A 22,852-nucleotide genomic window follows, 5' to 3' on the forward strand; every position below is an offset into this window, starting at 1 on the left:
GCCCGGTGCCAAAGTATCGAATGCCATGCTCTGCTGCCTAACAGGCTTTGCAGACCAATTATAGTCAAATGAACGCGCCGAAGAGATTGTGGAAGTTTTATTTTGGTTATAACATCCTATCTCCGCTTAGAATTTCCTGGACAGAAAGTGCATCATGCAGACGATGGTGGATGAACAACACTACCCTGACGATGAAATAAGCCTGCTCGACCTGCTGGTGGTCATTGCAGAGCACTGGCTGGTCCTTGTTTTTGTTCCGCTCCTTGCGGGCGTGGCTGCCTTCGGTTTTCTCACCCTCCAGCCTCATGCCTGGACGGCCTCCGCCGTATTGGGGCTGCCGCCAGCCGAAGTGTCCCGCTATTTGCCGAGCATTCTGAATGGTACAGTCGATATAGAGCATGGCCTCGATATAACCGAGGGGAGTTCCGCGGAACGCTCGATGCTCATCCTTACTCTCGATGATCGGGATGCGGTCTCGGATGGCCTTTTATTGCTGATCGGCCAGTTGACTGCCGCTATCGAGGAGGGCGAGATAACGTTGCCGGGTGCGTCGCTCCAAGCAAACTTACTCGATATCGAACGAGAGATTATCTTGCGCGATGGTATCGCAGACCGTCTTGCGCAGGCACTCGAAGACATCGAAGCCGCCGTCTCCTTCGATGCGATGGCCTATGCGCAGACGGCTTCGTCGCTCAATGAAATGATGGCTGCGCGTGACGATCAGCGCGAGCGTTACGAACAGTTGTCCGTCAGCCGTGCGGAGCTTCCGGGGGCGCTGATCGAGGAAGCCCCATCAGAGCCGGTGCCGGCGGGCCGAACCTCTCCTGTGGTCGTATCTGCATTGGCGGTACTGGGCACGGGGTTCGTGCTTCTGGTTCTCGTCTTTATCCGCAACGGCTGGAGGAATGCCTCAGCCGATGCCGAAACCCAAGGCAAGATCAACCGCATCCGGCGCGCGTTCGGCCTTCCGCCACGTTCAGTTCGGCATGGATAAAGCGGCATTCACCGCTTCATGTTATCCGGACGGGCCGAGACGTGGTTGAGGGTGATGGTCCAGCCGATGCCGGGGCGTTTGTGCAGGATGCGGGTGTTGATGCCCGACTGGGATAGAGGGCCGCGGACGAGGGTATAGGTACCGACCAATTGCGCCACGCCGGGCGCCAGAAGCTCAATTTTGAGGTCGGAAAAAGTCAAATGGCCCTGCTCGCCTTCCGGGTCGCCGTAGTCGCGCTGATAATGCGCCAATGTTGCGGCCCAATCGGCCTGGATCTCGCCTCGCGACACAAAGACGACATCGGGGTTGGCGAACCCGTTCATGTATCCGGCAAAGTCGCCGCTGTTCCAGGCGGCTTCCATGCGCCGCATCAGGGCAACGATTTCTTCCTGATCGTTTGTCGTGCTCATGCTTCAACCTCGCCCTTGCGCCGCAGAAGGAATTCCTGCGCGGCGGAAACCAGATGGCGCCGCAACGCCGTGCCCGCCCGCTGCGCGTCCTGATCGAGCAAGGCATCGACAATATCCTGATGCTCGGCGCAAGACCTGCTGATCCGCCCCCGGTCATGGAGCTGATACTTGCGGAAGGGCCGCAGCTTGGCGCGCATGGATTCGGCGAGCGCAACAAGGTCCTTGTTGTGACACCCCGCAACGATCAGGGTGTGGAAACGCGAGTTGACCCCCTCATAGGTCTCGTAATCGCCGGCGTCGGCCAGGGCGTTCATTTCGCGGTGCATGGTTTCGAGTTCCGCACGCTCGCTCATGGTCATGCGCTGGGAGGCGAGACGTCCGCATGTCGCCTCCATTTCCGCCATGGCCTCGAACATCTGGTCGATATGCTCAGGCGAAAGAGCGAGCACCAGCACGCCCTTATAGGGAACACGCTCGGCCAGAGACCGTGCACAAAGGGCATGAAGGGCTTCGCGGACCGGGGTGCGCGACACACCGAACCGGTCACCAATCCCCGTTTCGTCGAGCCGGGTGCCAGGGGGAATGATGCCGGCAATGATCTCGGCTTCAAGGCCCTCAAGCACAATCTCGCTCTGCATCCTGCGGTGCTGTGCGCTGCCCCCCACCATGTTGTCATCTCCCAGCATTTTTCCCTCCTCTCTCACAGATCATCGCTCATTGACATAACAAAGCGGTTGCATTTTGTATATCTCGTATACAATATGCCGGAAAAATTGGGAATATTTGGCTGAAACCCGGACGTTCGTACCTGTTAGGCCGAATAAGGGCCAGTTTTGTCGACAATGATCAGGGAGGAAGGATTTCATGGCGGCCTTTACGACGCGCCCCGAACTGAGAGGAACGCTCGGCGCTGTCTCGGCGACCCACTGGCTGGCCTCGACCGCGGGCATGTCCCTGCTGGAAGCAGGGCATACGGCGTTTGATGCCGCCGTCGCCGCCGGCTTCGTTCTGCAGATCGTCGAACCGCACCTCAACGGTCCGGGCGGTGAGGTCCCCATCATCGTCACTCCCAAAGGCGAGCGGCCGATCGTGATATCCGGTCAGGGCCCCTCCCCGGCCAGGGCCACGCTGGAGCATTTCAGGAAACTCGGCCTCGACCTCGTCCCCGGCACGGGCCTGCTGCCGGCCTGCGTGCCCGGCGCCTTCGGTGCCTGGCTTACGGTATTGCGCGACCATGGCACTGCCGAACTCGAAGACGTGCTGCTGCCCGCCATACATTACGCCGAGAACGGCCATCCGATCGTCCCCCGCATATCGAATACGATCGGCACCATGCGGCAGCTCTTTGAAACCCATTGGCCGAGTTCCGCCGAGCTTTACCTGCCCAATGGCGAAGTGCCGCAAGCCGGAAAGCTCTTTCGCAACCCGCAGGTCGCAGCCCTTTACCGCAGCATCCTCGACGAAGCCCGTCCGGCACCCAACCGGGAGGCCCGGATCGAGGCTGCGCTGGCCTATTGGTATGAGGGACCGGTGGCCGAGCGGATCGGGAATTATTGTGAAACGGAGGCCGTGTGGGACGTCTCCGGCACGGCTCATAAGGGTCTCATGACCGCCGATGATCTCCATGGCTGGCGCCCGGGCATCGAAGCGCCTCTTTCGGTCGATTATGGCGAGTACGAGGTTTTCAAATGCGGCCCCTGGTCTCAGGGACCAGTCCTGCTCCAGGCTCTCAATATCCTGTCATTTACCGGCATCGCCAAATGCGATCCTCTGGGCGCCGATTTCGTCCATCTCGTTGCCGAAGCAACGAAGCTGGCCATGGCGGATCGGGATTCCTGGTATGGCGATGACGCCGATGTGCCCATGACAGCGCTGCTCGGCAGCGCTTATGCCGAGCAACGCGCCGCGCTCATATCCGATACCGCCTCCGGGACCATTCAACCGGGCCAGCCCGATGGCCGCACCCCCATCCTGCCGCCGCATCGCGCGTTCGGAACGATCAGCCAGGCAGGGCTCGGCGGCGGCGAACCAACCGTTGCCAAGGACACGGCCCCGCCGACCGGCGCCGATGGCGAGCCCGCACTCAGCGGCTCTGGCGCCCAGCGCGGCGACACCGTTCAGGTCAGCGCGGTCGATCGTTGGGGCAACATGATTTCCGCCACGCCGTCTGGCGGCTGGTTCCAGTCCAGCCCCGTCATCCCGGGGCTGGGATTCTCGCTGACGACCCGCGGCCAGATGTTCTGGCTCGAGGAGGGGTTGGCCTCGAGCATGCGGCCGGGCGTTCGCCCTCGTACGACGCTCACACCAACTACTGTGTTCAGGAACGGCACGCCATATCTGGCGTTGGGCACACCCGGCGGCGATCAGCAGGACCAGTGGCAATTGCAGTTCCTGCTGCGCCGCATTCATGGCGGCCTCAACATCCAGCAGGCAATCGACGCACCGGCGTTTCACACCGACCACCTTCCAAGCTCATTCTGGCCGCGCGAAGTGGGGCTGGCTTCGCTCGCGATCGAGCCGGGTTTTGGCGAGGACGTGCTCAATACGCTCAAGCACCGTGGCCATGATGCGAGATTTACCGACCCTTGGGCGGAAGGACGCCTGAGCGTGGTCGGACGAGAGATGGACGGAGCCGACCAGATCGTCCTGGCCGGAGCCAATCCTAGGGGGATGCAGGGCTACGCCGTGGCCCGCTGACCCTGCCTAAAGAGAGGAAATCAAATGAAAAAGCCATTTATCCTGGCACTTATGACGGGTGTCGCCCTGACGAGTGTCGCACTCGCGCCCGCACAGGCACAGAACGCCGGCAGCCTGCTCAACATCGCATTGCAGGACGACCCCGATACACTCGATCCGGCGACCAACTGGAGCTTTGTCGGACGTCACGTTCTGCAGCAGCTTTGCGACAAGATCGTCGACATCAACGAGAACAACGAAATCGTGCCCATGCTGGCCACGGACTGGAACTGGAACGAGGACAGCACCCAGCTCACGCTCAGCATTCGCCAGGATGCGAAGTTCCATGACGGCACCCCGGTCAATGCCGAAGCCGTCAAGTACAATCTCGAACGCGCCCTGACGCTCGAGACGTCGCGCCGCGCATCGGAAATCAGCGCCATCGACAATGTCGAGGTGATTGATGAATTTACGGTTCAGATCAATCTTTCCGAACCTTCGGTGCCGCTGCTGGCTGCCCTGACCGACCGTGCCGGCATGATCATCAGCCCGGCCGCCGGGGAGGAGATGGGTGAGAATTTCACCAACAATCCCGTATGTTCGGGCCCCTACGAATTCGTCCAGCGCGTGCCTCAGGACTTCATCGAACTCCAGAAGTTCGCCGATTATCACGACGCTGACGATTACAGTTTCGATCGTCTGATTTTCCGCGGCATGCCCGACAGCAACACGCGGCTGCTCAACCTGCGTTCGGGCCAGTTCGACCTGATCGAGCGCCTGGCCGCAACCGACGTCGCCTCGGTCAATGACGATCCCGATCTCGTGAGCTCGCCGGTCGTGGGTCTTGGCTATTACGGCATCACCATCAATATCGGCGGCGATGGTGCCGACCCCGATTTCAGCACGAGCCAGGCGGTTCGCGAAGCGTTCAGCCTCGCGATCGATCGCGAAGCGATCAACCAGGTGGTCTTTGAAGGTCAGTTCGCCGTCGGCAACCAGCCCTTCCCGCCGACCAGCCCGTTCTACAACCACGACCTCCCGGTCCAGCCGCGTGACGTCGAGGCTGCAAAGGCCCTGATGGCTGAGGCGGGCGTCGAGCAGATCGATCTCGAACTGCTCGTTCCCACCGACGCCGAGCGTCAGCAGGTTGCAACGCTCGTCCAGTCGATGGTTGCCGAAGTCGGCATCAATGTCGACATTCGCCCCACCGAGCTGATGACGCTGCTCGATACCGCCCGGAACGGCAATTTCGAGGCGCATCTGGTGGGCTGGTCGGGCCGCGTCGATCCGGACCTCAACATCACCCCGATGCTTGCCTGTGAGGCTGCCGGCAACGACGCTCATTATTGCAGCGAAGAGCTGGAAACGATCCTCACCGAAGCGCGCGCGATCGGCGACATGGCACAGCGTCAGGCAATCTATGCCGAGGCTGTCGAAAAGCTCCTCACGGACCTGCCCATCGTCTATCTCTACCACTCGCAGTGGATCTTTGCGCATGACGCAGATCTTGAAGGCTTCAACCCCTTCCCGGACGGGATCATCCGCCTCGGCGGCGTGACGATGGCCGAGTAAGATCAGAGATGGCGATGGACGCATCAAATCCACCGCCGGCTCAAGAGCCGCTAGCCCGGGATGACCGGGCTAGCGGGTCGGACGGCGCGGTCCTGACCGTCAACGATCTGCGCGTCTGCTTTGCTGGCGACCGCACGACGACGACGGCCGTCGACGGCGTAAGCTTCACCCTCAGGAAAGGGCGCAGCCTGGGCGTTGTGGGGGAATCCGGAAGCGGCAAGAGCGTCAGCTCGCTTGCCGTCCTGCGGCTGCTTCCCACCGACAGTGCCCAAATCTCCGGAGAAATACTGTTCGCGGGGCAGGATCTGCTGTCGATCGGGGAAAAGCAGATGCGCAATCTGCGTGGGAACCAGATCTCGATGATCTTTCAGGAACCCATGACCTCGCTCAACCCCTCCTATACGGTCGGCGATCAGGTCGCCGAAACCATTCTGCGGCATCGCAGCGTCTCCAAGGCCGAAGCATGGACACAGGCTGTCGAAATGCTGCGCCTGGTGCGTATTCCCTCGCCCGAGACGCGCGCCCGGCAATACCCCCACAATCTTTCCGGCGGCATGCGCCAGCGCGTCATGATCGCCATGGCGCTGGCCTGCGAACCGCAAGTGCTCATCGCCGATGAGCCGACCACCGCGCTCGACGTCACGATCCAGGCGCAAATCCTCGATCTGCTCGAAAACCTCAAATCGACAACGGGCACAGCCATCGTCCTGATCACCCATGACCTCGGGGTGGTGGCGGAAGCCTGCGACGACGTGATCGTCATGTATGCCGGACAGGTGGTCGAGTCCGGTTCGGTTGAGCAGATCTTCAGCTTTCCGCAGCACCCCTATACGGTCGGGCTGCTGGGCTCGTTGCCCCGGCTCGATGAAGAGCGCGACGAACTCGTCGCCATCGGCGGCACCGTTCCGGACATGACCCAGCCACCCGCTGGTTGCCGGTTCGCGGCCCGCTGTCCGTTCCGCATCGAAAAATGCGCTGAAACGCCCCCCATGCTCGAAGTCAATCCCGGCCATACCAGCCGGTGCTGGCGCACCCCGCTCGAGGAGCTCGCCGATGAGTTTTGAGACGACATCCTCCCAACCTCCGTTGCTCGTCGCCTCGGATGTGAGCAAGCACTTCACGCTCAGGCGCACGATTTTCGGGCGGCCGCTCACGAAAGTCCGCGCGGTCGACGATATCTCCTTTTCGCTCCAACCGGGGGAAACCCTCGCCATCGTTGGTGAATCGGGGTGCGGAAAATCCACGCTGGGCCGGGTGCTGATGCGGCTGATCGAGCCCAGCGCGGGCGCCGTGACTCTCGACGGGGTGGAACTTACCGCGCTTTCAAACCGGGACATGCTGGCCCAGCGCAGCAAGATCCAGCTCGTCTTCCAGGACCCCTACGCATCCCTCAACCCCCGCATGACCATTGGCCAGACGGTGGGCGAGCCGCTCATGCTCCACAACGTGGTGCCAAAGGCACAGCGCGCCGAGCGTGTGAAGGAACTGCTGAAAATGGTGGGGTTGCGGCCCGAGCACGCGAGCCGTTACCCCCATGAATTTTCCGGCGGGCAGCGCCAGCGTGTGGTGATCGCACGGGCGCTCGCCTCGGAACCTAAAATACTGGTATGCGACGAGGCCGTCTCGGCGCTCGATGTGTCCATTCAGGCCCAGGTTCTCAATCTTTTGAAATCTCTGCAGAAAAAGCTGGGGCTGGCCTATATCTTCATTTCCCACGATCTCAGCGTCGTAAAGCACATCGCGGACCGGGTTGCCGTGATGTATCTGGGCAAGGTCGTCGAGCTGGGAGAGACGCGCAAGATCTTTTCCACCCCGCGCCACCCTTATACCCGTGCCCTTCTGTCGGCCATTCCCGCCGCTCATCTCGGACATGGACGCGACACCGCAGCCCACGCTCTGGCGGGCGATCTTCCCAGTCCGATAGACCCACCCTCCGGCTGCCGCCTTCATACGCGCTGCCCGCACGCGCGCCCCGAATGCAAGGCCGTCGACATGTCGCTCGACGTGGAAGCGGACGGCCACGCCAATGCCTGTGCGTTCTGGAAGGAACTGCCGCAGACAGACGACCTGCTTGGCAAGGGCCGCGCGACGGACCCCAGGCTTGCAAAGCTCTTTGCCGCGTTCTCCAACCCTCTGCCGGAAGGGGAGCAAGCACCATGCTAAGGCTGCTCGGACACCGGTTGCTTCAGCTCATACCAACGATCTTCATTCTTTCGCTGATCATCTTTTCCCTTCAGCACCTTCTGCCCGGAGACCCCGCGCTGGCGCTGGCGGGTGAGAACCCCGATCCCGAAACGGTCGCCGCCATCCGGGCGCGCTACGGGCTCGATCAGCCGATATTCATGCAGTATCTCTACTGGGTCGGCGGCGTGCTGACGGGTGATCTTGGTCTTTCCATGCGCCACAACCTGCCCGTCACGACCCTCGTTCTGCAAAAACTTCCGGTCACGCTGCAACTGGCCATCATGGGCATCGTGCTGGCCCTTGTCTTTGGCGTCGTGGGGGGTGTCATTGCGGCTGTCCGCCGCAATACAAGCATCGACTACGCGGCCAATGTGGTCTCGCTGGCTGGAATCTCGGTGCCCAATTTCTGGCTGGGCATCATGCTCATTCTTCTGTTTTCCATACAGCTTCGCTGGCTTCCGGCCTCGGGTTATGTTCCGCTGTCCGTGGATTGGCGGATGAACCTTGCCACCACCGTCATGCCGGCCTTTGTGCTGGGAACCGCGATCGCGGGCATCATCATGCGGCACACGCGGTCGGCCATGATCCAGGCGCTCGAGAGCGACTATGTGCGGACCGCCCGCGCCAAGGGCCTTTCGCCCACCGTCGTCGTCGTCAAGCACGCCATGCGCAACGCCCTCACCCCGATCATCACACTGGGCGCGCTCGAATTCGGCGCCCTCCTGTCAGGGGCGGTTCTGACCGAACAGATCTTTGCCATTCCAGGCTTTGGAAAGCTGATCGTCGATGCGGTCTTTACGCGAGACTACGCCGTGGTTCAGGGCGTCGTGCTGGTCACGGCCCTCTTCTACATCACGCTCAATCTTCTGGCCGACATCGGCTACATCCTGGCCAACCCGCGGTTGAGGAGCTGATAATGGCCCAGCCTGCAATCCCCTACATTCCGTTCTCGCAGCTTTTTGAAAGCCGGGTCTGGCGGCGGTTTTCAAAGACCAAGAGCGCTGTCTTCGGGCTCGTCGTCGTGCTCATCGTGGTGTTCGTCGCGGTTTTTGCACCCTTTCTGGCGCCTTACGATCCTGCGGCACAGATCTGGACGGCGGTGCGTCAGCCGCCATCGGCTCTATACTGGCTCGGGACGGACGAGAGCGGACGCGATATCTTTTCGCGCCTGGTGTTCGGCGCCAGAGCCTCATTGATGGCCGGCGTGATCTCGGTAAGCATTGCCATTGCCCTTGGCGTGCCGCTCGGGCTTGCCGCCGGGTTTGTCGGCGGGCTCGTGGACGGCGTGATCAGCCGGTTCACCGATGCCATGCTCGCCACGCCATTTCTGATCCTGGCGATTGCCTTTGCCGCCTTTCTCGGGCCCAGCCTCACCAACGCCATGCTGGCCATCGGGATCACCGCCACGCCTCTCTTTATCCGGCTGACCCGCGGTCAGGTCCTTTCGCTGCGCTCGGAAGAATATGTCGAGGCGGCGCGTTCGGTCGGCAATCCGGGCTGGCGCGTCGCATTGCGCCACGTCCTGCCCAACATCCTGCCCCAGCTTCTGGTGCAGACAACGATCACCATCGCCACCGCGATCATCGCCGAGGCAAGCATGTCCTTCCTGGGGCTGGGGCAGCAGCCCCCTGCGCCCTCCTGGGGCTCGATGCTCAACAGCGCCCAGCGGTTCCTGTCCAACGCGCCCTGGATGGCGCTCTGGCCCGGGATGATCATCTTCCTCACCGTGCTTTCCTTCAATCTTCTGGGGGATGGTCTGCGCGACGCTTTTGATCCGCGGTCCAAGACCTGATCGCGGCAAACGCTCAACGAGTCCGATTATGACTTTTCACTATGATCTGCCCGTCCTCCTGGCGCTGTTCGCCGGTCTCGTCGCAACAGGCGCCGTGGGTGGCCTGCTGGCCGGCCTGCTCGGGGTCGGGGGTGGCATCGTTATCGTCCCGGCGCTGTTCTGGGTTCTGACCGCGCTTGATTTTCCGTCCGGCATCGCAAGCCATCTGGCGGTCGCGACGTCGCTCGCAACCATCATTTCCACCTCGCTCTCCTCGATGCGTGCGCATTCCAAGCGGGGGACGGTCGATCTCGATCTGCTCAAGCTCTGGGGGCCTGCTGTTGTCGTCGGGGCGCTTATCGGGGGCGGGCTTTCCAAGGTGATTTCCGGTGACGGGTTGCGGCTCGTGTTCGGATCGGTCGCAATCCTTGTCGCCATCAACATGGCCATTCCCAAAACGCTCGTGGTCGCGGACCATCTGCCCGGAAGCAAGATCGTCAATCGCGCGATTGCATCGGCGATCGGGTTGGTGTCCTCGCTGATGGGGATCGGAGGCGGCACCTTGTCGGTGCCCACGCTCAGCGCGTTCTCCTTTCCGGTTCACCGGGCCGTCGGCACCGCTTCGGCGATGGGGCTGCTGATCGCCGTGCCGGGCGTTCTCGGCTTTATCTGGAGCGGGTGGTCGGTTCCCGCCCGGCCGCCTTTAAGCCTGGGCTATGTCAATCTCGCCGCGGTCGCGATCATTGCTCCCGTGAGCTATATGATGGCCCCGTTCGGCGCACGCCTCGCGCATGCGCTCAATGCCCGCGTGCTCAAATCCGCCTTCGCGGCCTTCCTGCTGATCACGGCCTTGCGGATGATCCTGAGCTGACAAGAGCGGCCGATCCGGCCACTCCTTTCCTTATCCCACGAAGGTGAGTTCGCGCGGCAACTGGGTCAGGATGCTGGCGCCGGTCTCGGTTACGAGCACGTCGTCCTCGATCCTGACGCCCAGGGCGCCTGGTTCGTAGAGGCCGGGCTCAATGGTGATCACCATGCCCGGCGCAAGCTCCTCATGGTTCCCGACCATCAATTGCGGCGCTTCGTGGATATCGAGGCCAAGGCCGTGGCCGAGCTTGTGCCGGATATTGGCGGCGTATCCGGCATTTTCGAAATGGGCCAGCACCGCCTTGTCGAGATCGTTGGCGCTGACGCCCGGCGCCACCATGCTGCAACCGATCCGGTTGGCCTCGAGCACCGCATCGTAGAACCGCCTGTGGGCATCGGATACATGCTGGCAGAAAAAGGTCCGCGTGATATCGGCGCTGTAGCCATCGACCTTCGCCCCGAAATCAAAGAGCAGCGCATCTCCGGGCTTGAGAATCCGTTCGGCCGAGGGGATGCCGTGGCAATCGGCGGCTGCGCCGCCCACCAGAACGATGGGGTCGAACCCCGGCCCGTCCGCGCCGCGCATGAGCATTTCGATCACCAGCCGGGCCCTGATATCGGTTTCGCTCATCCCCGCCCCGATCTGCGAAAGCGTTGCCGTCAGCGCGGCTTCGCTGACCGCTATGGCATGACGGATCGCCTCGATTTCCACAGGGTCCTTGGAAAGACGCAGCGGTTTGACAATGGCGGTGCCGTCGACGACATCGAAGGCAAAACCCCGGCTCAGAGCCTGCGCTTCAAACTGGCGCATACGATTGCCCTCGACCGCGAGCGCCTTGACCTTGAGCCCTGCCGCGAGCTGGCCGATTGCGTTCTCGTAGCCCTCGGCATCCTGCCAATAGACCGTTCTGGCCTGCGGCATGTGCGCCGCCCATCTATCCCGTTCGAGCGCCGGGATCATCGCATGGATCCGGGCGTCCGATGTAACGACGAGAAAGGTCGGACGCTCCATCAGCGCCAGATCGACCCCGGTCAGATAAAAGAAATTGGGCCCGGGAACGAACGCCATGGCTTCGCACTTTTCGTCGTCCAGCAGACGGGCGAGTTTGTCGATCCGGTGAGCGTAATCCATGGCAAGATAACCTTTGTGGGTGGGATATTTCCTGGGCGGCAGACAAGGAGCGCTGCATCGTGTCCAGGGTGGGGAAATGGAACTGACAGGGTTGTCTAAGATGGTCGTGGATGTTCACCGAATACCGGCCCGATGGGAGCGTTCCGCAAGCGATCTTGGAGGGTTAAACTGCCCGGGTCAAGCGGTAGCAGGGTGGAATGGCGAGCCTTGGGAGACTGCAATTAGCGGGAGGCATCGGAAGAAGAAGGCGCGATAGAGCGGTCGCCTCGGCCCTATCGCATTCCTTGCCCTATAACCGCAATTCCGACGTCACCTCGAGCGCCCGATCCTCTCGCACCTGCACACCCGTTGCTGGCTTATGTGCGTTCAATGTGCGGTCGCGTTCACGGATGAGGTTGGCGATTTCGTCTTCATGGGCGGCGAGCACCGCAGTCAGCCAGCGGTTGACCAGATAGGACGGGCGCGGCATGTGGACGTCGAATTTGTCCAGCAGCGCAATGGTTGGCTCGGCGTCCAGCCAGTCGTCGCCCACCACCCATTGATTGACCGTGAACAGCCGCACCAGCTTGCCGTAGGGATCGACCCCCACGGCGATCAGGTGATGGATGGGCCCATCCGCCCCATCGGGACGTACGAAGCAATGGAAATGGCCGTGCTCGGTCGCCCCGTCGGGGTCGTCGGCGGGGTGGGAGTGGTAGAACCACTGCGCGCCCGTTTGCGGATCGAACACATCGTCCTTGGGGTAATGCGTCCAGGTCGAAAGATCGGACGCATCGCGCAGGGTTTCGGTGAGGACGGAAAGGCCGCCCTTGGCGAGCACGCTCTCACAGAAGGCGATTTCGCGCCGGGCCTGTTCGCGTGCCTCGCTCATCAGTTCACCACGAGATCGGGAGCCTCCACCGCACCCTCCGGCAGAGGCGCGGGGACCGGCGGAGGCGGTGCGAGTTGCTGCGCCTGCGGCATGGGTGCGGGCGGCGGCGGTGGCGCGGCCAATGCGGGAGCGGCGCCTGCCTGTGGCATCGGGGCCGGTGGGGGTGGCGCGGCGGCCAGCGGAGCACCAGCCGCGCAGGGTGCGGCAGCGACCGGCGCCCCGGCAGCGCAAGGGGCCGCCGCAACGGGCGCGCCCGCGGCGCAGGGGGCGCCTGCGGCACAGGGCGCAGCGCCCCCTGCCCCGGTTTGCACCACGGCGGTTTGCGCGCGCGGCATGGGGTTGGTGAGGTGATCGGCGACAATCGCCACGGTGCCGGCGGCCAGCGCCACGCCGAAAAGCAGGGTGTTGCGTCCGGTCGTCATTTCCTGGTCAATCCATCAAGTCCAAACAAGGGGCGGGCCCAGATGCCGGCCAGCGAGCCGACGAAAGCAGCGGCGAACCAGACCCAGCCATGCAGGCTGCCCGAGGCGATGCCCGAGAACAGCGCGCCGATATTGCATCCGAACGAAAGCCGGGCGCCATATCCCATCAGGATGCCGCCAATGGCCGCCGCAAGGAACGAGCGGAGCGGAATCTTGGCCTTGGGAGCAAATTTCCCGGCTAGCGCGGCAGCAAGACCCGCGCCGAGGATGATGCCGAAATTCATCACCGAAGTGTTGTCGGCCAGAACCGAACTGGAGAGCGCCTGCGCCTGCGCGGGCCAGGTCCAGAACTCCCAGCTTGCCACCGGAATGCCCACCGCATCAGCGGCCTTGGCGCCCCAGAGGCCAAACCCATAGGTAATCGACCAGGGGTGCCCCGCGACCAGCAGCGTCGCGATATTGAGGATGGCGAGGATCAGCCCTGCCCCGACCAGCGGCCACGGACCATAAAGCAGCCATGACCAGCCCGGACGGCGCGGGGCGGGCTCGGGTTCGAGATCGCCATGCGCACGTCTTTCGACGACTGCGGTCACCAGCGCCACCACCGCAAGGGCGAGGATGGTCACCGCAAGGCCGAAGCCGACGCCCAGTTCGGCACCGATGCTGATGGCGGGCAGCGAAGGCTGAGCCAGCCACCAGGGCAGATGCGCGGTGCCGATCACGGCGCCGACGATGAAGAAGACCAGCGTCACCAGCATGCGCGAGGAGCCGCCGCCCACGGTAAAGAGCGTGCCCGAGCCGCAGCCGCCGCCCAGTTGCATGCCCAGCCCGAAGATCGCGGCGCCGATCACCACCGAGACGCCCACGGGCGCCAGCGCGCCGACCAGCGGCTGGCCGCCGAGATTGCCCGCCGCCAGAAGCGGCATCATGGCGATGGCGGCCACCCCGATCATCAGCATCTGGGCGCGCATGGCGCGGCCGCGCTTTTCGACGACAAAGCGGCGCCAGCCGCCGGTAAAGCCGAACGAGCCATGATAGAGCGCCGCGCCCAGCCCGCCGCCGATGGCAAACAGGGTCGCCTGGCGCAGGTCGACAAGCAGGGAAATGGCGATGAAACCGATCAGCAAGCCAAGGGCGGCGACCAGCGTCGGCGCGCGGTCGGAGATAGCCGCAGGCAGGTAATCGGGACGATCCAGAGCGATGTCGGACATTTCAAACTTTCAGTGATTTAACACACAGATGCCCCGGAGCCGGGGCATCTGCAAGATCGGGAAAAAAGCCGTCTGGGTTTATTGCAGAGGGCGCGCGGGGTCCTCCGTCCACTCGGCCATCGAACCATCATACATGGACGAATGCTTGTTGCCGAGAATTTCGGAAAGACCGAACCAGGCGACGGACGCCCAATGGCCGGTATTGCAGAAGCTGATGTTTTCCTCGTCCGAGGTCACACCCACCGCCTCGACCAGCGCGGCGACCGTTTCGGGCTGGGCGAAGCGGGCGTATTCGGCGCTGTAGAAGTTCGAGTGCGGAATGTTGACCGCGCCGGGGATGGTGCCGAGCGAGGCAACGACCGGGCTCTTGGACTGACCTTCATACTGTTCGAGCGGACGGCCATCGACCAGGGCGACACCACTTTCGAGCGCGGCGAGCACTTCGTCGGTGGTGGCCAGAAGGTTTTCCTGAAGATCGACGGTGAACTCGGCCGGCTCGGGCTGTGCCAGTTCGGCCACGCGCTCTCCGCCCGCGGCATCGTACTGGCGCCAGCCGCCATCGAGGATCGAAACCTCGTCATGGCCGAGATATTTGAACGTCCAGTAAACGCGGGTCGCGCTGCCGATTTCCGAGGAATCGGTGCCCCAGGGCACGATCACCACATGGTCGTCATTGTCGATACCCAGCCCGGCAATCAGCGCGGTGATCTGCTCGACGGGAGGCATCATGCCCGGTACGCCGTCAAGCTCGGTGCGCCAGCCGGCGCCCGCGTAGGGCGCGACCACCGAGTTTGCGACATAGGGCAGATCGCCAAGATCGGTTCCCTCGATATTGTCGCGAATATCGAGAATGACGAGGTTTTCGGCACCGGCATTGGCGGTCAGCCATTGGGCATCGACCAGCGGTGTGATCTCGGTTTGGGCGAAAGCCGGCGCGGTGAAGGCCGCGGCGACGGCAAGGGCAGTGAACGCCAGACGCATATTTGCTCTCCAGGAAAAATGTGGCCACACCATCGCAAATGCCTTCTCCCATCGCGAGGTTTTGACGGCTAAAGTTCCGCGCCTCACCGGAAAAGACTCCCACGAAGTCGGCGCCGTTGAGCATGCAATATCTCCCAGGACCATCGCATATGAATCTGCGCTTGTGGTTTCACCCCTCCCCAACCCTCCCCATCAAGGGGAGGGTGCTTCCTTTTCTTGGGAACTTCCCTACGCACAAGGCCAGCACCTCCCCCCTTGTGGGGGACTTGCAAGCGGTTCCGGCATCGCCGGAACGCAAGGGTCCAGTGGACCCTTACGAGCGCAGCAAGGGGAGGGGGGATTCGGCGAAAGCCGAAGCATATGCGATTGCCCTGTAATATCTCCCCTGCCCTCTGGCGCTGGCCGCGCAAAGCCTTTAGCGTTCTAAAAAGCCTCCCTGCATTCCAGTTTTCAGAAGTGAGTCATGGCCGAACCTTCCCTGTTTGCCCGCCTCGTTGCCCTTGTCGGCCAGATCGCCGTTACCGTCCGTCATTCGGGACAAGCCCCCCATCAACCGCTCTATGGCACGGCGCCGGAAATCCCGGAGGCCAAGCCGCAAGGGAAAATCCCCACGCTCAAGATGCCGACCGCCAGAGGCTGGGAAGGCGAGCATCAACCGGTCGCTGCCGCCGGGCTCAAGGTCAATGCCTTTGCGCGCGATCTGGTGCATCCGCGCAATCTCTACCTCCTGCCCAATGGCGATGTTCTAGTGGCGGAATCCATGGGCGAGACCCGCGCGCCGCGCGACCTGTTCGATCATGCCATGACGGCGACGATGCAGCGGGCGCGGGCGGCGGGTGCCAGCCCCAACCGCATTACCTTGTTGCGGGATGCCGATGGCGACGGGGTGGCCGAGCAAAGCCACGCCTATATCGAAAATGTGCGCCAGCCCTTCGGCATCGTCCTGATCGGAGACACGCTCTACATCGGCGCCAGCGATGCGCTCCTTGCCTATCCCTACGATGCGGGCGCGACCAGAATAACGGCCCCCGGCCAAAAGCTGATGGATCTCGTTCCGGGCGGGCACTGGACGCGCAACCTCATCGCCAGCAAGGACGGCACGAAGCTTTATGTCGCCGTGGGGTCGTTGAGCAATATCGCCGATGAGGGCATGGAAGCCGAGGAGAACCGCGCCTGCATCCACGAATACGATCTTGCAACCGGGCAATCGCGCATTTTCGCCGGTGGCTTGCGCAACCCTGTGGGCATGGCGTGGGAGCCCGAAGGGGGCATGTTGTGGACCGTCGTCAACGAGCGCGACGGGCTGGGCGACGAGACACCGCCCGATTATCTCACCTCGGTGCGCGATGGCGGGTTTTACGGCTGGCCCTATTGCTATTGGGACCGGGTGGTGGACGACCGGGTGCCACAGGACGAGGCAAAAGTGGCCTCGGCGCTGCAACCCGATTACGCCCTTGGCGGCCATACCGCTTCCCTCGGGCTGTGCTGGTTGCCGCAAGGCACGCTTCCGGGCTTTCCCGCCGGCATGGCAATCGGCCAGCACGGCTCGTGGAACCGGTCCAAGCTCTCGGGTTACAAGGTCGCTTTCGTCCCCTTCGAGAATGGCAAACCCGTCGGCATGCCGCGCGATATCCTTACGGGGTTCCTCTCGCCGGACGAGAAATATTCCTATGGCCGCCCGGTCGGCGTCGCGCAGGCGGCGGACGGTTCGGTGCTGGTGGCGGACGATGTGGGCGATGTCATCTGGCGGGTTACCGGGGCCTGACCATCAGGCCACAGTCCCGGAAGGAACAGGAACGGTCACAGTGGGTACAGAGTCGGCGAACGGGATCGAGATCACCAATCTTAGCCACGCCTTCGCAGGTCGCACGGTTCTCAGCAATATCGACATGAGCGTGCCCGATGGCAGCAGCGTTGCCCTTCTGGGGCCCAACGGGGCGGGCAAGACCACGCTCATGAATATCCTTTGCGCCCTGCTCACCCCCGATAGCGGGCGCGTGATGCTTGGCGAGATGGACCTTGCGCGCCAGCCCGATGCCGTACGGCGCAAGATCGGCGCCGTCTTTCAGGACCCCAGCCTCGACACCCGCCTGTCGGCCTGGGAAAATCTCGATTTTCACGGCCTCATCTACGGCCTTTCGCGGCGGGAGCGGAAGCGCAGGGCTGCCGAGGTTCTCGAACTTGTCGAGCTCGATGCGTGGCGGGACGAGATCGTCAGGACGTTTTCGGGCGGCATGAAGCGGCGCCTTGAAATCGCGCGCGCCCTGATGCACCAGCCCAGCATCCTGTTTCTCGATGAGCCGACCACCGGTCTCGACCCGCAATCGCGCGCGCGGATCTGGTCCTATCTCGAGGGCCTGCGCGCAAGCGACAATCTCACACAGGTCATCACCACCCATTACGTCGAGGAAGTCGAGGACCACGACTATATCTACATCATCGATCAGGGCAGGCTCATCGCGTCCGGCACGCCGCACGAACTCAAGAGCCGCCACGGCACCTCGATGATCCGCTGCCTCCCGCGCGACGCAACGACCGAAGAGGAACTGATGGCCGCCTATCCCGAGGCGATGCCGCTGGCGGATGGCCGGATCGGCATCACGCTCGGAGCGGGGGATATGCTCGATGCGTTCCTCGGGCGCTTCGGTGCGCGCCTCAGGCAAATCCAGATCGACGAGCCGAGCCTTGCGACCGTCTTTCTTGCGCTGACCGGGCGCGAGATCGACCAGCGCACGCCCGGAGCGCCCAAGAAAGCAGCCGGGGTTCAATGACCGCGCTTTCCCGCATCGGCGTGCTGGTCATTTTCTTCATGGCATGGGCCCTCGCTTCGGTCTACGCCCCCCGGGGCATCATTCCCACGCCCGAAGCCACCTTGCAGGCGGCTCAACGCCTGTGGGAATCCGGCCAGCTCTGGACCGCGCTTGGAGACAGTCTCACCATTTATGGCACCGGACTGGGACTTGCCGCCCTCGCCGGCACCGTGATCGGGGTTCTGATGGGCGCTTTCCGACCGCTCGGCCGCGCGCTGGACGTCTTCGTCTACGGGCTGGCGGCGACCCCGCGCGTTGCCTTCATCCCCCTCATCATCCTCCTTTTGGGATTGGGCGTCGAGGCAAAGACCTTCATCGTCTTTCTGGGCGCGGTGATGCCGGTCATCATCAACACCTATGTGGGGGTTACCAACGCCGATTCCGAACTCATCGAGATGGCGCGTTCGACCGGGGCGGGCGGCATGCGCATCTTTGCGCATGTGATCCTGCCGGGCGCCGTTCCCTTTCTGGTGGTGGGCCTGCGCCTTGCGGCGACCATCGGGCTGATCAATACCGTCGTCGCGGAACTTTACACCGCCGTGCGCGGTCTTGGGGGCCTGCTTGCACTTTATGGCAATACGTTCAGGATGGCGGAATATTTCGTGATCGTCATGACCCTTTCCCTGATCGGCGTTATCGTCACGGAAGCGCTGCGCCTTCTTGAGAACCATCTGGTTCGCTGGCGCTCCAGCTAGAGCGTTTCCAGAATAAGTGGACGCCACTTATTCGGTTCGGAAACGCGATATAACAAAGACTTAGAACTCCTGTTTTGATTCCGTCAAAACAGGAGTGTTCTGGTTTTTCGTTTTACAGGAGAGAGAAATGAACAAGCTCAGCCTTTCCGTTTTTACCACGATTGCGGCGCTTCTTCTGGCGCCCGCCGCCAATGCCGAGCCGTTCAGGATCATCGTCACGCATCTCGAACCCCCGCTCGTGCCCAATTCGGTGCTCGATCTGGCCCTGCAGGAAGGCTATTTCGAGCGCGCCGGGGTGGATGTCGAACTCATCCGCGTGCAGCAGACACCCTCGGCGCTCGCCGCCTTGCGGGCCGGCGAGGGGGAGATGGCGAACGTTTCGACCGACGCGCTCCTGCAACTCGTGGCGCAGGGCGTTGAGCTTACCGCCGTCAGTTCGCCCAACAGGGCCCTGCCCTTCATCATCGCGGCGCGCGACGAGATCACCGAACCGGTTCAGCTCGAAGGACGGGTCTTCGGCATCGGACGCGTCGGCAGTCTCGACCATAGTCTCAGCTCCAAGGTTCTCCAGAACGAGGGGCTGGACACCGGGACGATGGAGTTCGTTTCCATCGGGCAGCCCAATGTGCGCGCCGAAGCCCTCCTGAACGGCATGATCGATGCAACGACCATGTCGATCGGCGTTTTTCTCTCCATCCCCGATAAGGACGGCATCCACGTCCTTATCGATCAGGACCCTTATTACCGGGCCGCCCCGGTGATCTCCAAGGTCAACGCCGTTACCGCCGAGGTGCTGGAAACACGCCGCGACGATGTCGTTGCGGTCACGCGCGCACTGGTCGAAATCTCCCGAGATTTTGCCGCCGATCCCCAAGCCTGGGTCAACGCGATGGAAAAAGCCCTGCCCCACATCGCGCGCGAGGAACTCGAATTTCTTGCGGACAGCTTTGTCGATAGCTGGACGGTCGATGGCGGCATGACGCCCGAGGAACTGGAGTTCACGGCGGACTGGATCTACGACACCGAGGATTTCGCCGACGTTCCCGCCCTCGATCTGGACGACTGGGCCGATTTTTCGGTTCTCGAAGATGTCATGGCCGAGATCGGCACCGCATCGGCGGGCAGTCAGGCGCAATGATGACGTTCGGGCTCGCCCACAGCATGGTCAGCGAACCTGCCTTGCGGTTCGAGGCCGTCTCCAAAAGCTATGGAGCGGGCGAGCCTGCCGTTACCGGGATCGACCTGTCGGTCGCTCCGGGAGAGTTCGTCGTCTTCCTCGGGCCATCCGGCTGCGGGAAGACGACGCTTCTCTCGCTCTCTGCCGGCCTTATCAAACCGACGGAAGGGCGCGTATTGCTGGCTGGCGCGCCCCCTGTCCCCGGCCAGAAGACCGCCATGGTCTTCCAGTCCTTTCGCCTGCTTCCCTGGAAGACGGCCCGCGATAACATAACCTTTGCACTGCCGCACCTGCCGCCGGCCCGCCGGCGGGAACGGGCGGACGAAATTCTCGGCTTCGTGGGGCTTTCCCGTGTCGCGGATATCTATCCCGGCGCGCTATCGGGCGGCATGAAGCAACGGCTGGCGCTGGCGCGCGCCCTTGCGCGCGAACCCGATATCCTGCTCATGGACGAGCCCTTTGCCAGCCTCGATGCGCAGGCGCGCGAACTCATGCAGACCGAGTTGCTGCAATTGACCACCAAACGCGCGGCAACGGTGCTCTTTGTCACCCATAGCGTCGACGAAGCCCTGCTGCTCGGCGACAGGATATTCCTGATGTCACCTCGCCCCGGCCGCATCGTCGAAACGATCGAGTTGCCCTTCCCCCCCGACCGCCTGTCGGAAGACCCGCGCAGCCATCCCGAGTTCACCCGGCTCCGCGCCCACCTTTGGGACAGCTTGCGCGACATGGTTCTCAACGATCCCGGTTCCGATTTTTATGGCCGGGGCGCCGGGGAGCGCGTCTCATGAGCAGGTTCATGCACATAGGCCGCGGTCTATACGGCATCTGGCTGCGCGAGGTGATGCGCGCCGTCCGCGATCGCGGCCAGTTGATCGGCGGCGTTTCGCGGCCCCTCATCTGGCTCCTGATCCTGGGGATCGGGCTCAACCCCTATTTTCGCGGCGAGGTCTATGGCGAGGTCCGCTTCGTCATTCCCTACACCTATCTGCAATTCCTGTTCCCGGCGGTGATCGTCCTCAACATCATGTACACCTCGATCCAGTTCGCGGTGTCGGTGATCTGGGACCGCGAGTTCGGCTTCCTGCGGGCGATCCTCATCTCGCCGGTGCCCCGGTGGATCATCCTGCTCGGCAAGATCCTCGGCGGCAGCACCGTCGCCACGGGGCACGGTGCGCTCGTTCTGATCCTCGCCCGGTTCGCCGATATCACCCTGAGCTGGGATCAGGTGGCGCTTGCGCTTTTGCTGATGTTCGGGCTTTCCTTCGGCCTCACCTCGTTCGGCGTCATTCTGGCCGCGCGGGTGCGCAGTTTCGAGGGGTTCGGGGTGTTCTCCAATACCATCATCCTGCCGCTCTATTTCTGTTCCTCCTCGATCTTCCCGCTCGACCCCTCCCTGACGCGCGCCCAGACAGTTGCCCTTTACCCCGAATGGCTGGTGTTCCTCGTCGAGATCAACCCGATCACCTACGCGGTCGATGCGCTGCGCGGCGTTCTCATCAACTTCCACCAGTTCGATCCCCGGCTCGGGCCGATGGTGATTGGAGGAATGACGGTCGTCTTCTTTCTGAGCGCTCTTTTCGATTTCCGGCGCCGATGAGTTCTCCCCGGCCCATCAGGAAACGCCCGCGCTGGCTGGCAGGTGCGATCAACATTATCGCCGTGGCGGGATTGCTCTATCTTGCAACCTTCCTGCCGCCCGACACATCGCTCGATGTGATGCGCGGTGGCGGCACCTTGCGGGTCTGTGTGCCGCAAAGCGCGCCCCCGCTCGTCACCGGCGATGCGCGCGCGCCGGGCTATGACATCGAGGTGCTCCAGCACCTTGCCGGGCACCTGAATGTGAGGCTGCACCTCAATTACAATCCCGCCATCGGCCAGGATTTCAACCCGAGGAACTGGCGCTTGACGCGCGCCCAGTGTTCGATCGTTGCCGGAGGTGTCATCGATTCCACGGCAACGCGCGGCTTCTTGCAATTGCTGCCGACAGGCATCACCAGCGGATGGGCGGCCATCGTTCCCGACGACACATCCCCGCAGCCCGTGAAAGCAGTGGCGGTGCTCCCGAGCCAGGGGCTGGACCGGCTCGCCCTCAGCGGCTTTTTGCGGGAAAAGGGCATTCGCGCCGTCCCTGCCCGGTCCCCCGAAAATCTTGCCGCGGCACTCGAAGCCGGAACCGCCGACATGGCGATCGCCGACCGCTTCACGATCGGCGCGGTGCCGGTGGGGGAAATCGATATCCGGGTCGTCTGGCTGCCCGAGCCCCCCTTCACCCGGCTCCCCCTCGCCTTCGGGCTCTGGAAGGGCGACCTGACGCTCATGCGTGCCCTGCGCGATGGCATGACCGAACTCGAGCGCGACGGCACGCTCCGGACCATCGCCGAACGTTACGGCCTCGATATCGAACCGGAGGCGTCGGACGACATGGCGGTGCTCTTGAGCCTCGCCCCCGAGGTCACGCCATGAATCTCCTGCACGATATAACCATGGTCGACATCGTTTCGCGCATCGCCGCGATGCTGATCTTCGTGATGGTGCATGGCGGCGTACTGGCGCTGCTGGCAAGACTTTTGGGGAGCTTTGCGCCCGAACGGGCGCAGCGGCTGACGCTCAATCCCTTCGCCCATCTCTCATTGTGGGGACTGGCCATGGCGGTGCTTTTCCGCACCGGCTGGATACGGCCCCTCCATATCGACCCCGCCGAGCTCCGGGGCGGCCGCGCATCGCTCGCGCTGATCGCGCTGGCGGCGATCCTCGTCAGCCTCGCGCTCGTGCCCCTGCTCGATCTGGTCCGGCCGCTGGTTGCCGCCGGCCTGCCGCGCACGGCGGGCTATGCGGTGCTGATGGTCATCATAACGCTTCAGGAGGTCTCGCTGCTCTCGGCCCTCCTTGCGGCCCTGCCCTTCCCCGGCCTTACCGGCGGGCTGCTGCTTGTCGCGCTGTTTCCGGGCAAGGCGAAACTCTTTAAAAAGCTTGAAAACCCGGTTCTTGCGGCACTCGTCATCTGCCTCATTGCCGGGCTCATCACCCCCGAGCGCCTGCTCCCGGTCCTATGGCCGATCTTTTCGGGTCTTTAGAT

The 22,852-nt window shown here is 63.0% G+C and carries 23 protein-coding genes; 16 read left to right on the forward strand and 7 right to left on the reverse strand.

What is annotated here, in order from left to right:
* Positions 1-154: 154 nt before the first annotated feature.
* On the forward strand, positions 155-994 hold the full coding sequence (locus tag DQG18_RS04050; protein WP_116652961.1) for a Wzz/FepE/Etk N-terminal domain-containing protein: 840 nt from the start codon (positions 155-157) through the stop codon (positions 992-994).
* Between the two features lie 8 nt (positions 995-1,002).
* Here the strand turns inward: DQG18_RS04050 and DQG18_RS04055 are convergent, their stop codons facing one another.
* Both DQG18_RS04055 and DQG18_RS04060 read right to left on the reverse strand, forming a co-directional pair.
* Entirely contained in the window at positions 1,003-1,404 is a 402-nt protein-coding gene (locus tag DQG18_RS04055; protein ID WP_116652962.1) for a YybH family protein, read from the reverse strand.
* Positions 1,401-2,090: a GntR family transcriptional regulator gene (locus DQG18_RS04060; RefSeq protein WP_245958362.1), complete on the reverse strand. Its 690-nt coding sequence runs from the start codon at positions 2,088-2,090 to the stop codon at positions 1,401-1,403. Before DQG18_RS04060 ends, DQG18_RS04055 begins: the two co-directional genes overlap by 4 nt.
* A 178-nt stretch (positions 2,091-2,268) precedes the next feature.
* Between DQG18_RS04060 and DQG18_RS04065 the strand changes: the two genes are divergently transcribed.
* Genes DQG18_RS04065 through DQG18_RS04095 form a run of 7 tightly spaced genes read left to right on the forward strand, consistent with a single transcriptional unit; the run spans position 2,269 to position 10,478 of the window.
* Positions 2,269-4,101 (forward strand): gamma-glutamyltransferase family protein, encoded by a 1,833-nt coding sequence (locus DQG18_RS04065; RefSeq protein ID WP_116652963.1) that lies wholly within the window; start codon positions 2,269-2,271, stop codon positions 4,099-4,101.
* Positions 4,102-4,125: 24 nt separating this feature from the next.
* Complete coding sequence (locus DQG18_RS04070) at positions 4,126-5,652, forward strand: ABC transporter substrate-binding protein (RefSeq protein ID WP_116652964.1); 1,527 nt, start codon at positions 4,126-4,128, stop codon at positions 5,650-5,652.
* Between the two features lie 14 nt (positions 5,653-5,666).
* The gene (locus DQG18_RS04075; protein ID WP_116653364.1) at positions 5,667-6,716 is read left to right on the forward strand and encodes an ABC transporter ATP-binding protein; all 1,050 of its coding nucleotides are present in this window, start codon (positions 5,667-5,669) and stop codon (positions 6,714-6,716) included.
* Positions 6,706-7,815, forward strand: coding sequence for an ABC transporter ATP-binding protein (locus DQG18_RS04080; protein WP_116652965.1), 1,110 nt, complete (start codon positions 6,706-6,708; stop codon positions 7,813-7,815). The genes DQG18_RS04075 and DQG18_RS04080 overlap by 11 nt, the downstream gene beginning before the upstream one ends.
* Positions 7,809-8,750, forward strand: coding sequence for an ABC transporter permease (locus DQG18_RS04085; protein ID WP_116652966.1), 942 nt, complete (start codon positions 7,809-7,811; stop codon positions 8,748-8,750). Before DQG18_RS04080 ends, DQG18_RS04085 begins: the two co-directional genes overlap by 7 nt.
* A gap of 2 nt (positions 8,751-8,752) precedes the next feature.
* Positions 8,753-9,628: an ABC transporter permease gene (locus tag DQG18_RS04090; protein WP_116652967.1), complete on the forward strand. Its 876-nt coding sequence runs from the start codon at positions 8,753-8,755 to the stop codon at positions 9,626-9,628.
* A 28-nt stretch (positions 9,629-9,656) separates the two neighbouring features.
* Positions 9,657-10,478, forward strand: coding sequence for a sulfite exporter TauE/SafE family protein (locus tag DQG18_RS04095; protein WP_116652968.1), 822 nt, complete (start codon positions 9,657-9,659; stop codon positions 10,476-10,478).
* A gap of 30 nt (positions 10,479-10,508) precedes the next feature.
* Here the strand turns inward: DQG18_RS04095 and DQG18_RS04100 are convergent, their stop codons facing one another.
* The 5 genes from DQG18_RS04100 to DQG18_RS04115 all read right to left on the reverse strand — a co-directional run bounded on the left by DQG18_RS04100 (position 10,509) and on the right by DQG18_RS04115 (position 15,091).
* A complete protein-coding gene (locus DQG18_RS04100) occupies positions 10,509-11,606 on the reverse strand; it encodes a M24 family metallopeptidase (protein WP_116652969.1) in 1,098 nt (365 codons plus the stop codon).
* 289 nt (positions 11,607-11,895) lie between these two features.
* A complete protein-coding gene (locus DQG18_RS04105; protein WP_116653365.1) occupies positions 11,896-12,480 on the reverse strand; it encodes a DUF6969 family protein in 585 nt (194 codons plus the stop codon).
* The gene (locus tag DQG18_RS16280; RefSeq protein ID WP_198669690.1) at positions 12,477-12,899 is read right to left on the reverse strand and encodes a hypothetical protein; all 423 of its coding nucleotides are present in this window, start codon (positions 12,897-12,899) and stop codon (positions 12,477-12,479) included. Before DQG18_RS16280 ends, DQG18_RS04105 begins: the two co-directional genes overlap by 4 nt.
* Positions 12,896-14,110 (reverse strand): YeeE/YedE family protein, encoded by a 1,215-nt coding sequence (locus tag DQG18_RS04110; RefSeq protein WP_116652970.1) that lies wholly within the window; start codon positions 14,108-14,110, stop codon positions 12,896-12,898. Before DQG18_RS04110 ends, DQG18_RS16280 begins: the two co-directional genes overlap by 4 nt.
* A 78-nt stretch (positions 14,111-14,188) precedes the next feature.
* The gene (locus DQG18_RS04115) at positions 14,189-15,091 is read right to left on the reverse strand and encodes a sulfurtransferase (RefSeq protein WP_116652971.1); all 903 of its coding nucleotides are present in this window, start codon (positions 15,089-15,091) and stop codon (positions 14,189-14,191) included.
* Between the two features lie 463 nt (positions 15,092-15,554).
* On the opposite strand from DQG18_RS04115, the gene DQG18_RS04125 reads away from it, so the two are divergent.
* The 8 genes from DQG18_RS04125 (at position 15,555) to DQG18_RS04160 (ending at position 22,850) form a co-directional block, all read left to right on the forward strand.
* Complete coding sequence (locus DQG18_RS04125; RefSeq protein WP_116652973.1) at positions 15,555-16,856, forward strand: PQQ-dependent sugar dehydrogenase; 1,302 nt, start codon at positions 15,555-15,557, stop codon at positions 16,854-16,856.
* A 40-nt stretch (positions 16,857-16,896) separates the two neighbouring features.
* Positions 16,897-17,862, forward strand: a complete 966-nt coding sequence (locus DQG18_RS04130; RefSeq protein ID WP_157969993.1) for an ABC transporter ATP-binding protein — start codon at positions 16,897-16,899, stop codon at positions 17,860-17,862.
* Complete coding sequence (locus tag DQG18_RS04135) at positions 17,859-18,596, forward strand: ABC transporter permease (protein WP_116652975.1); 738 nt, start codon at positions 17,859-17,861, stop codon at positions 18,594-18,596. Before DQG18_RS04130 ends, DQG18_RS04135 begins: the two co-directional genes overlap by 4 nt.
* A gap of 127 nt (positions 18,597-18,723) precedes the next feature.
* The gene (locus DQG18_RS04140; RefSeq protein ID WP_116652976.1) at positions 18,724-19,734 is read left to right on the forward strand and encodes an ABC transporter substrate-binding protein; all 1,011 of its coding nucleotides are present in this window, start codon (positions 18,724-18,726) and stop codon (positions 19,732-19,734) included.
* A complete protein-coding gene (locus tag DQG18_RS04145; RefSeq protein WP_245958363.1) occupies positions 19,731-20,564 on the forward strand; it encodes an ABC transporter ATP-binding protein in 834 nt (277 codons plus the stop codon). The genes DQG18_RS04140 and DQG18_RS04145 overlap by 4 nt, the downstream gene beginning before the upstream one ends.
* Complete coding sequence (locus DQG18_RS04150) at positions 20,561-21,373, forward strand: ABC transporter permease (RefSeq protein WP_198669654.1); 813 nt, start codon at positions 20,561-20,563, stop codon at positions 21,371-21,373. Before DQG18_RS04145 ends, DQG18_RS04150 begins: the two co-directional genes overlap by 4 nt.
* A complete protein-coding gene (locus tag DQG18_RS04155) occupies positions 21,370-22,239 on the forward strand; it encodes a substrate-binding periplasmic protein (protein ID WP_116652977.1) in 870 nt (289 codons plus the stop codon). Before DQG18_RS04150 ends, DQG18_RS04155 begins: the two co-directional genes overlap by 4 nt.
* Complete coding sequence (locus tag DQG18_RS04160; protein ID WP_116652978.1) at positions 22,236-22,850, forward strand: zinc metalloprotease; 615 nt, start codon at positions 22,236-22,238, stop codon at positions 22,848-22,850. Before DQG18_RS04155 ends, DQG18_RS04160 begins: the two co-directional genes overlap by 4 nt.
* The last annotated feature ends 2 nt before the right edge of the window (positions 22,851-22,852 follow it).

Source organism: Pelagibacterium sediminicola (genome assembly GCF_003390885.1).
GTDB classification, from domain to species: Bacteria; Pseudomonadota; Alphaproteobacteria; order Rhizobiales; family Devosiaceae; genus Pelagibacterium; species Pelagibacterium sediminicola.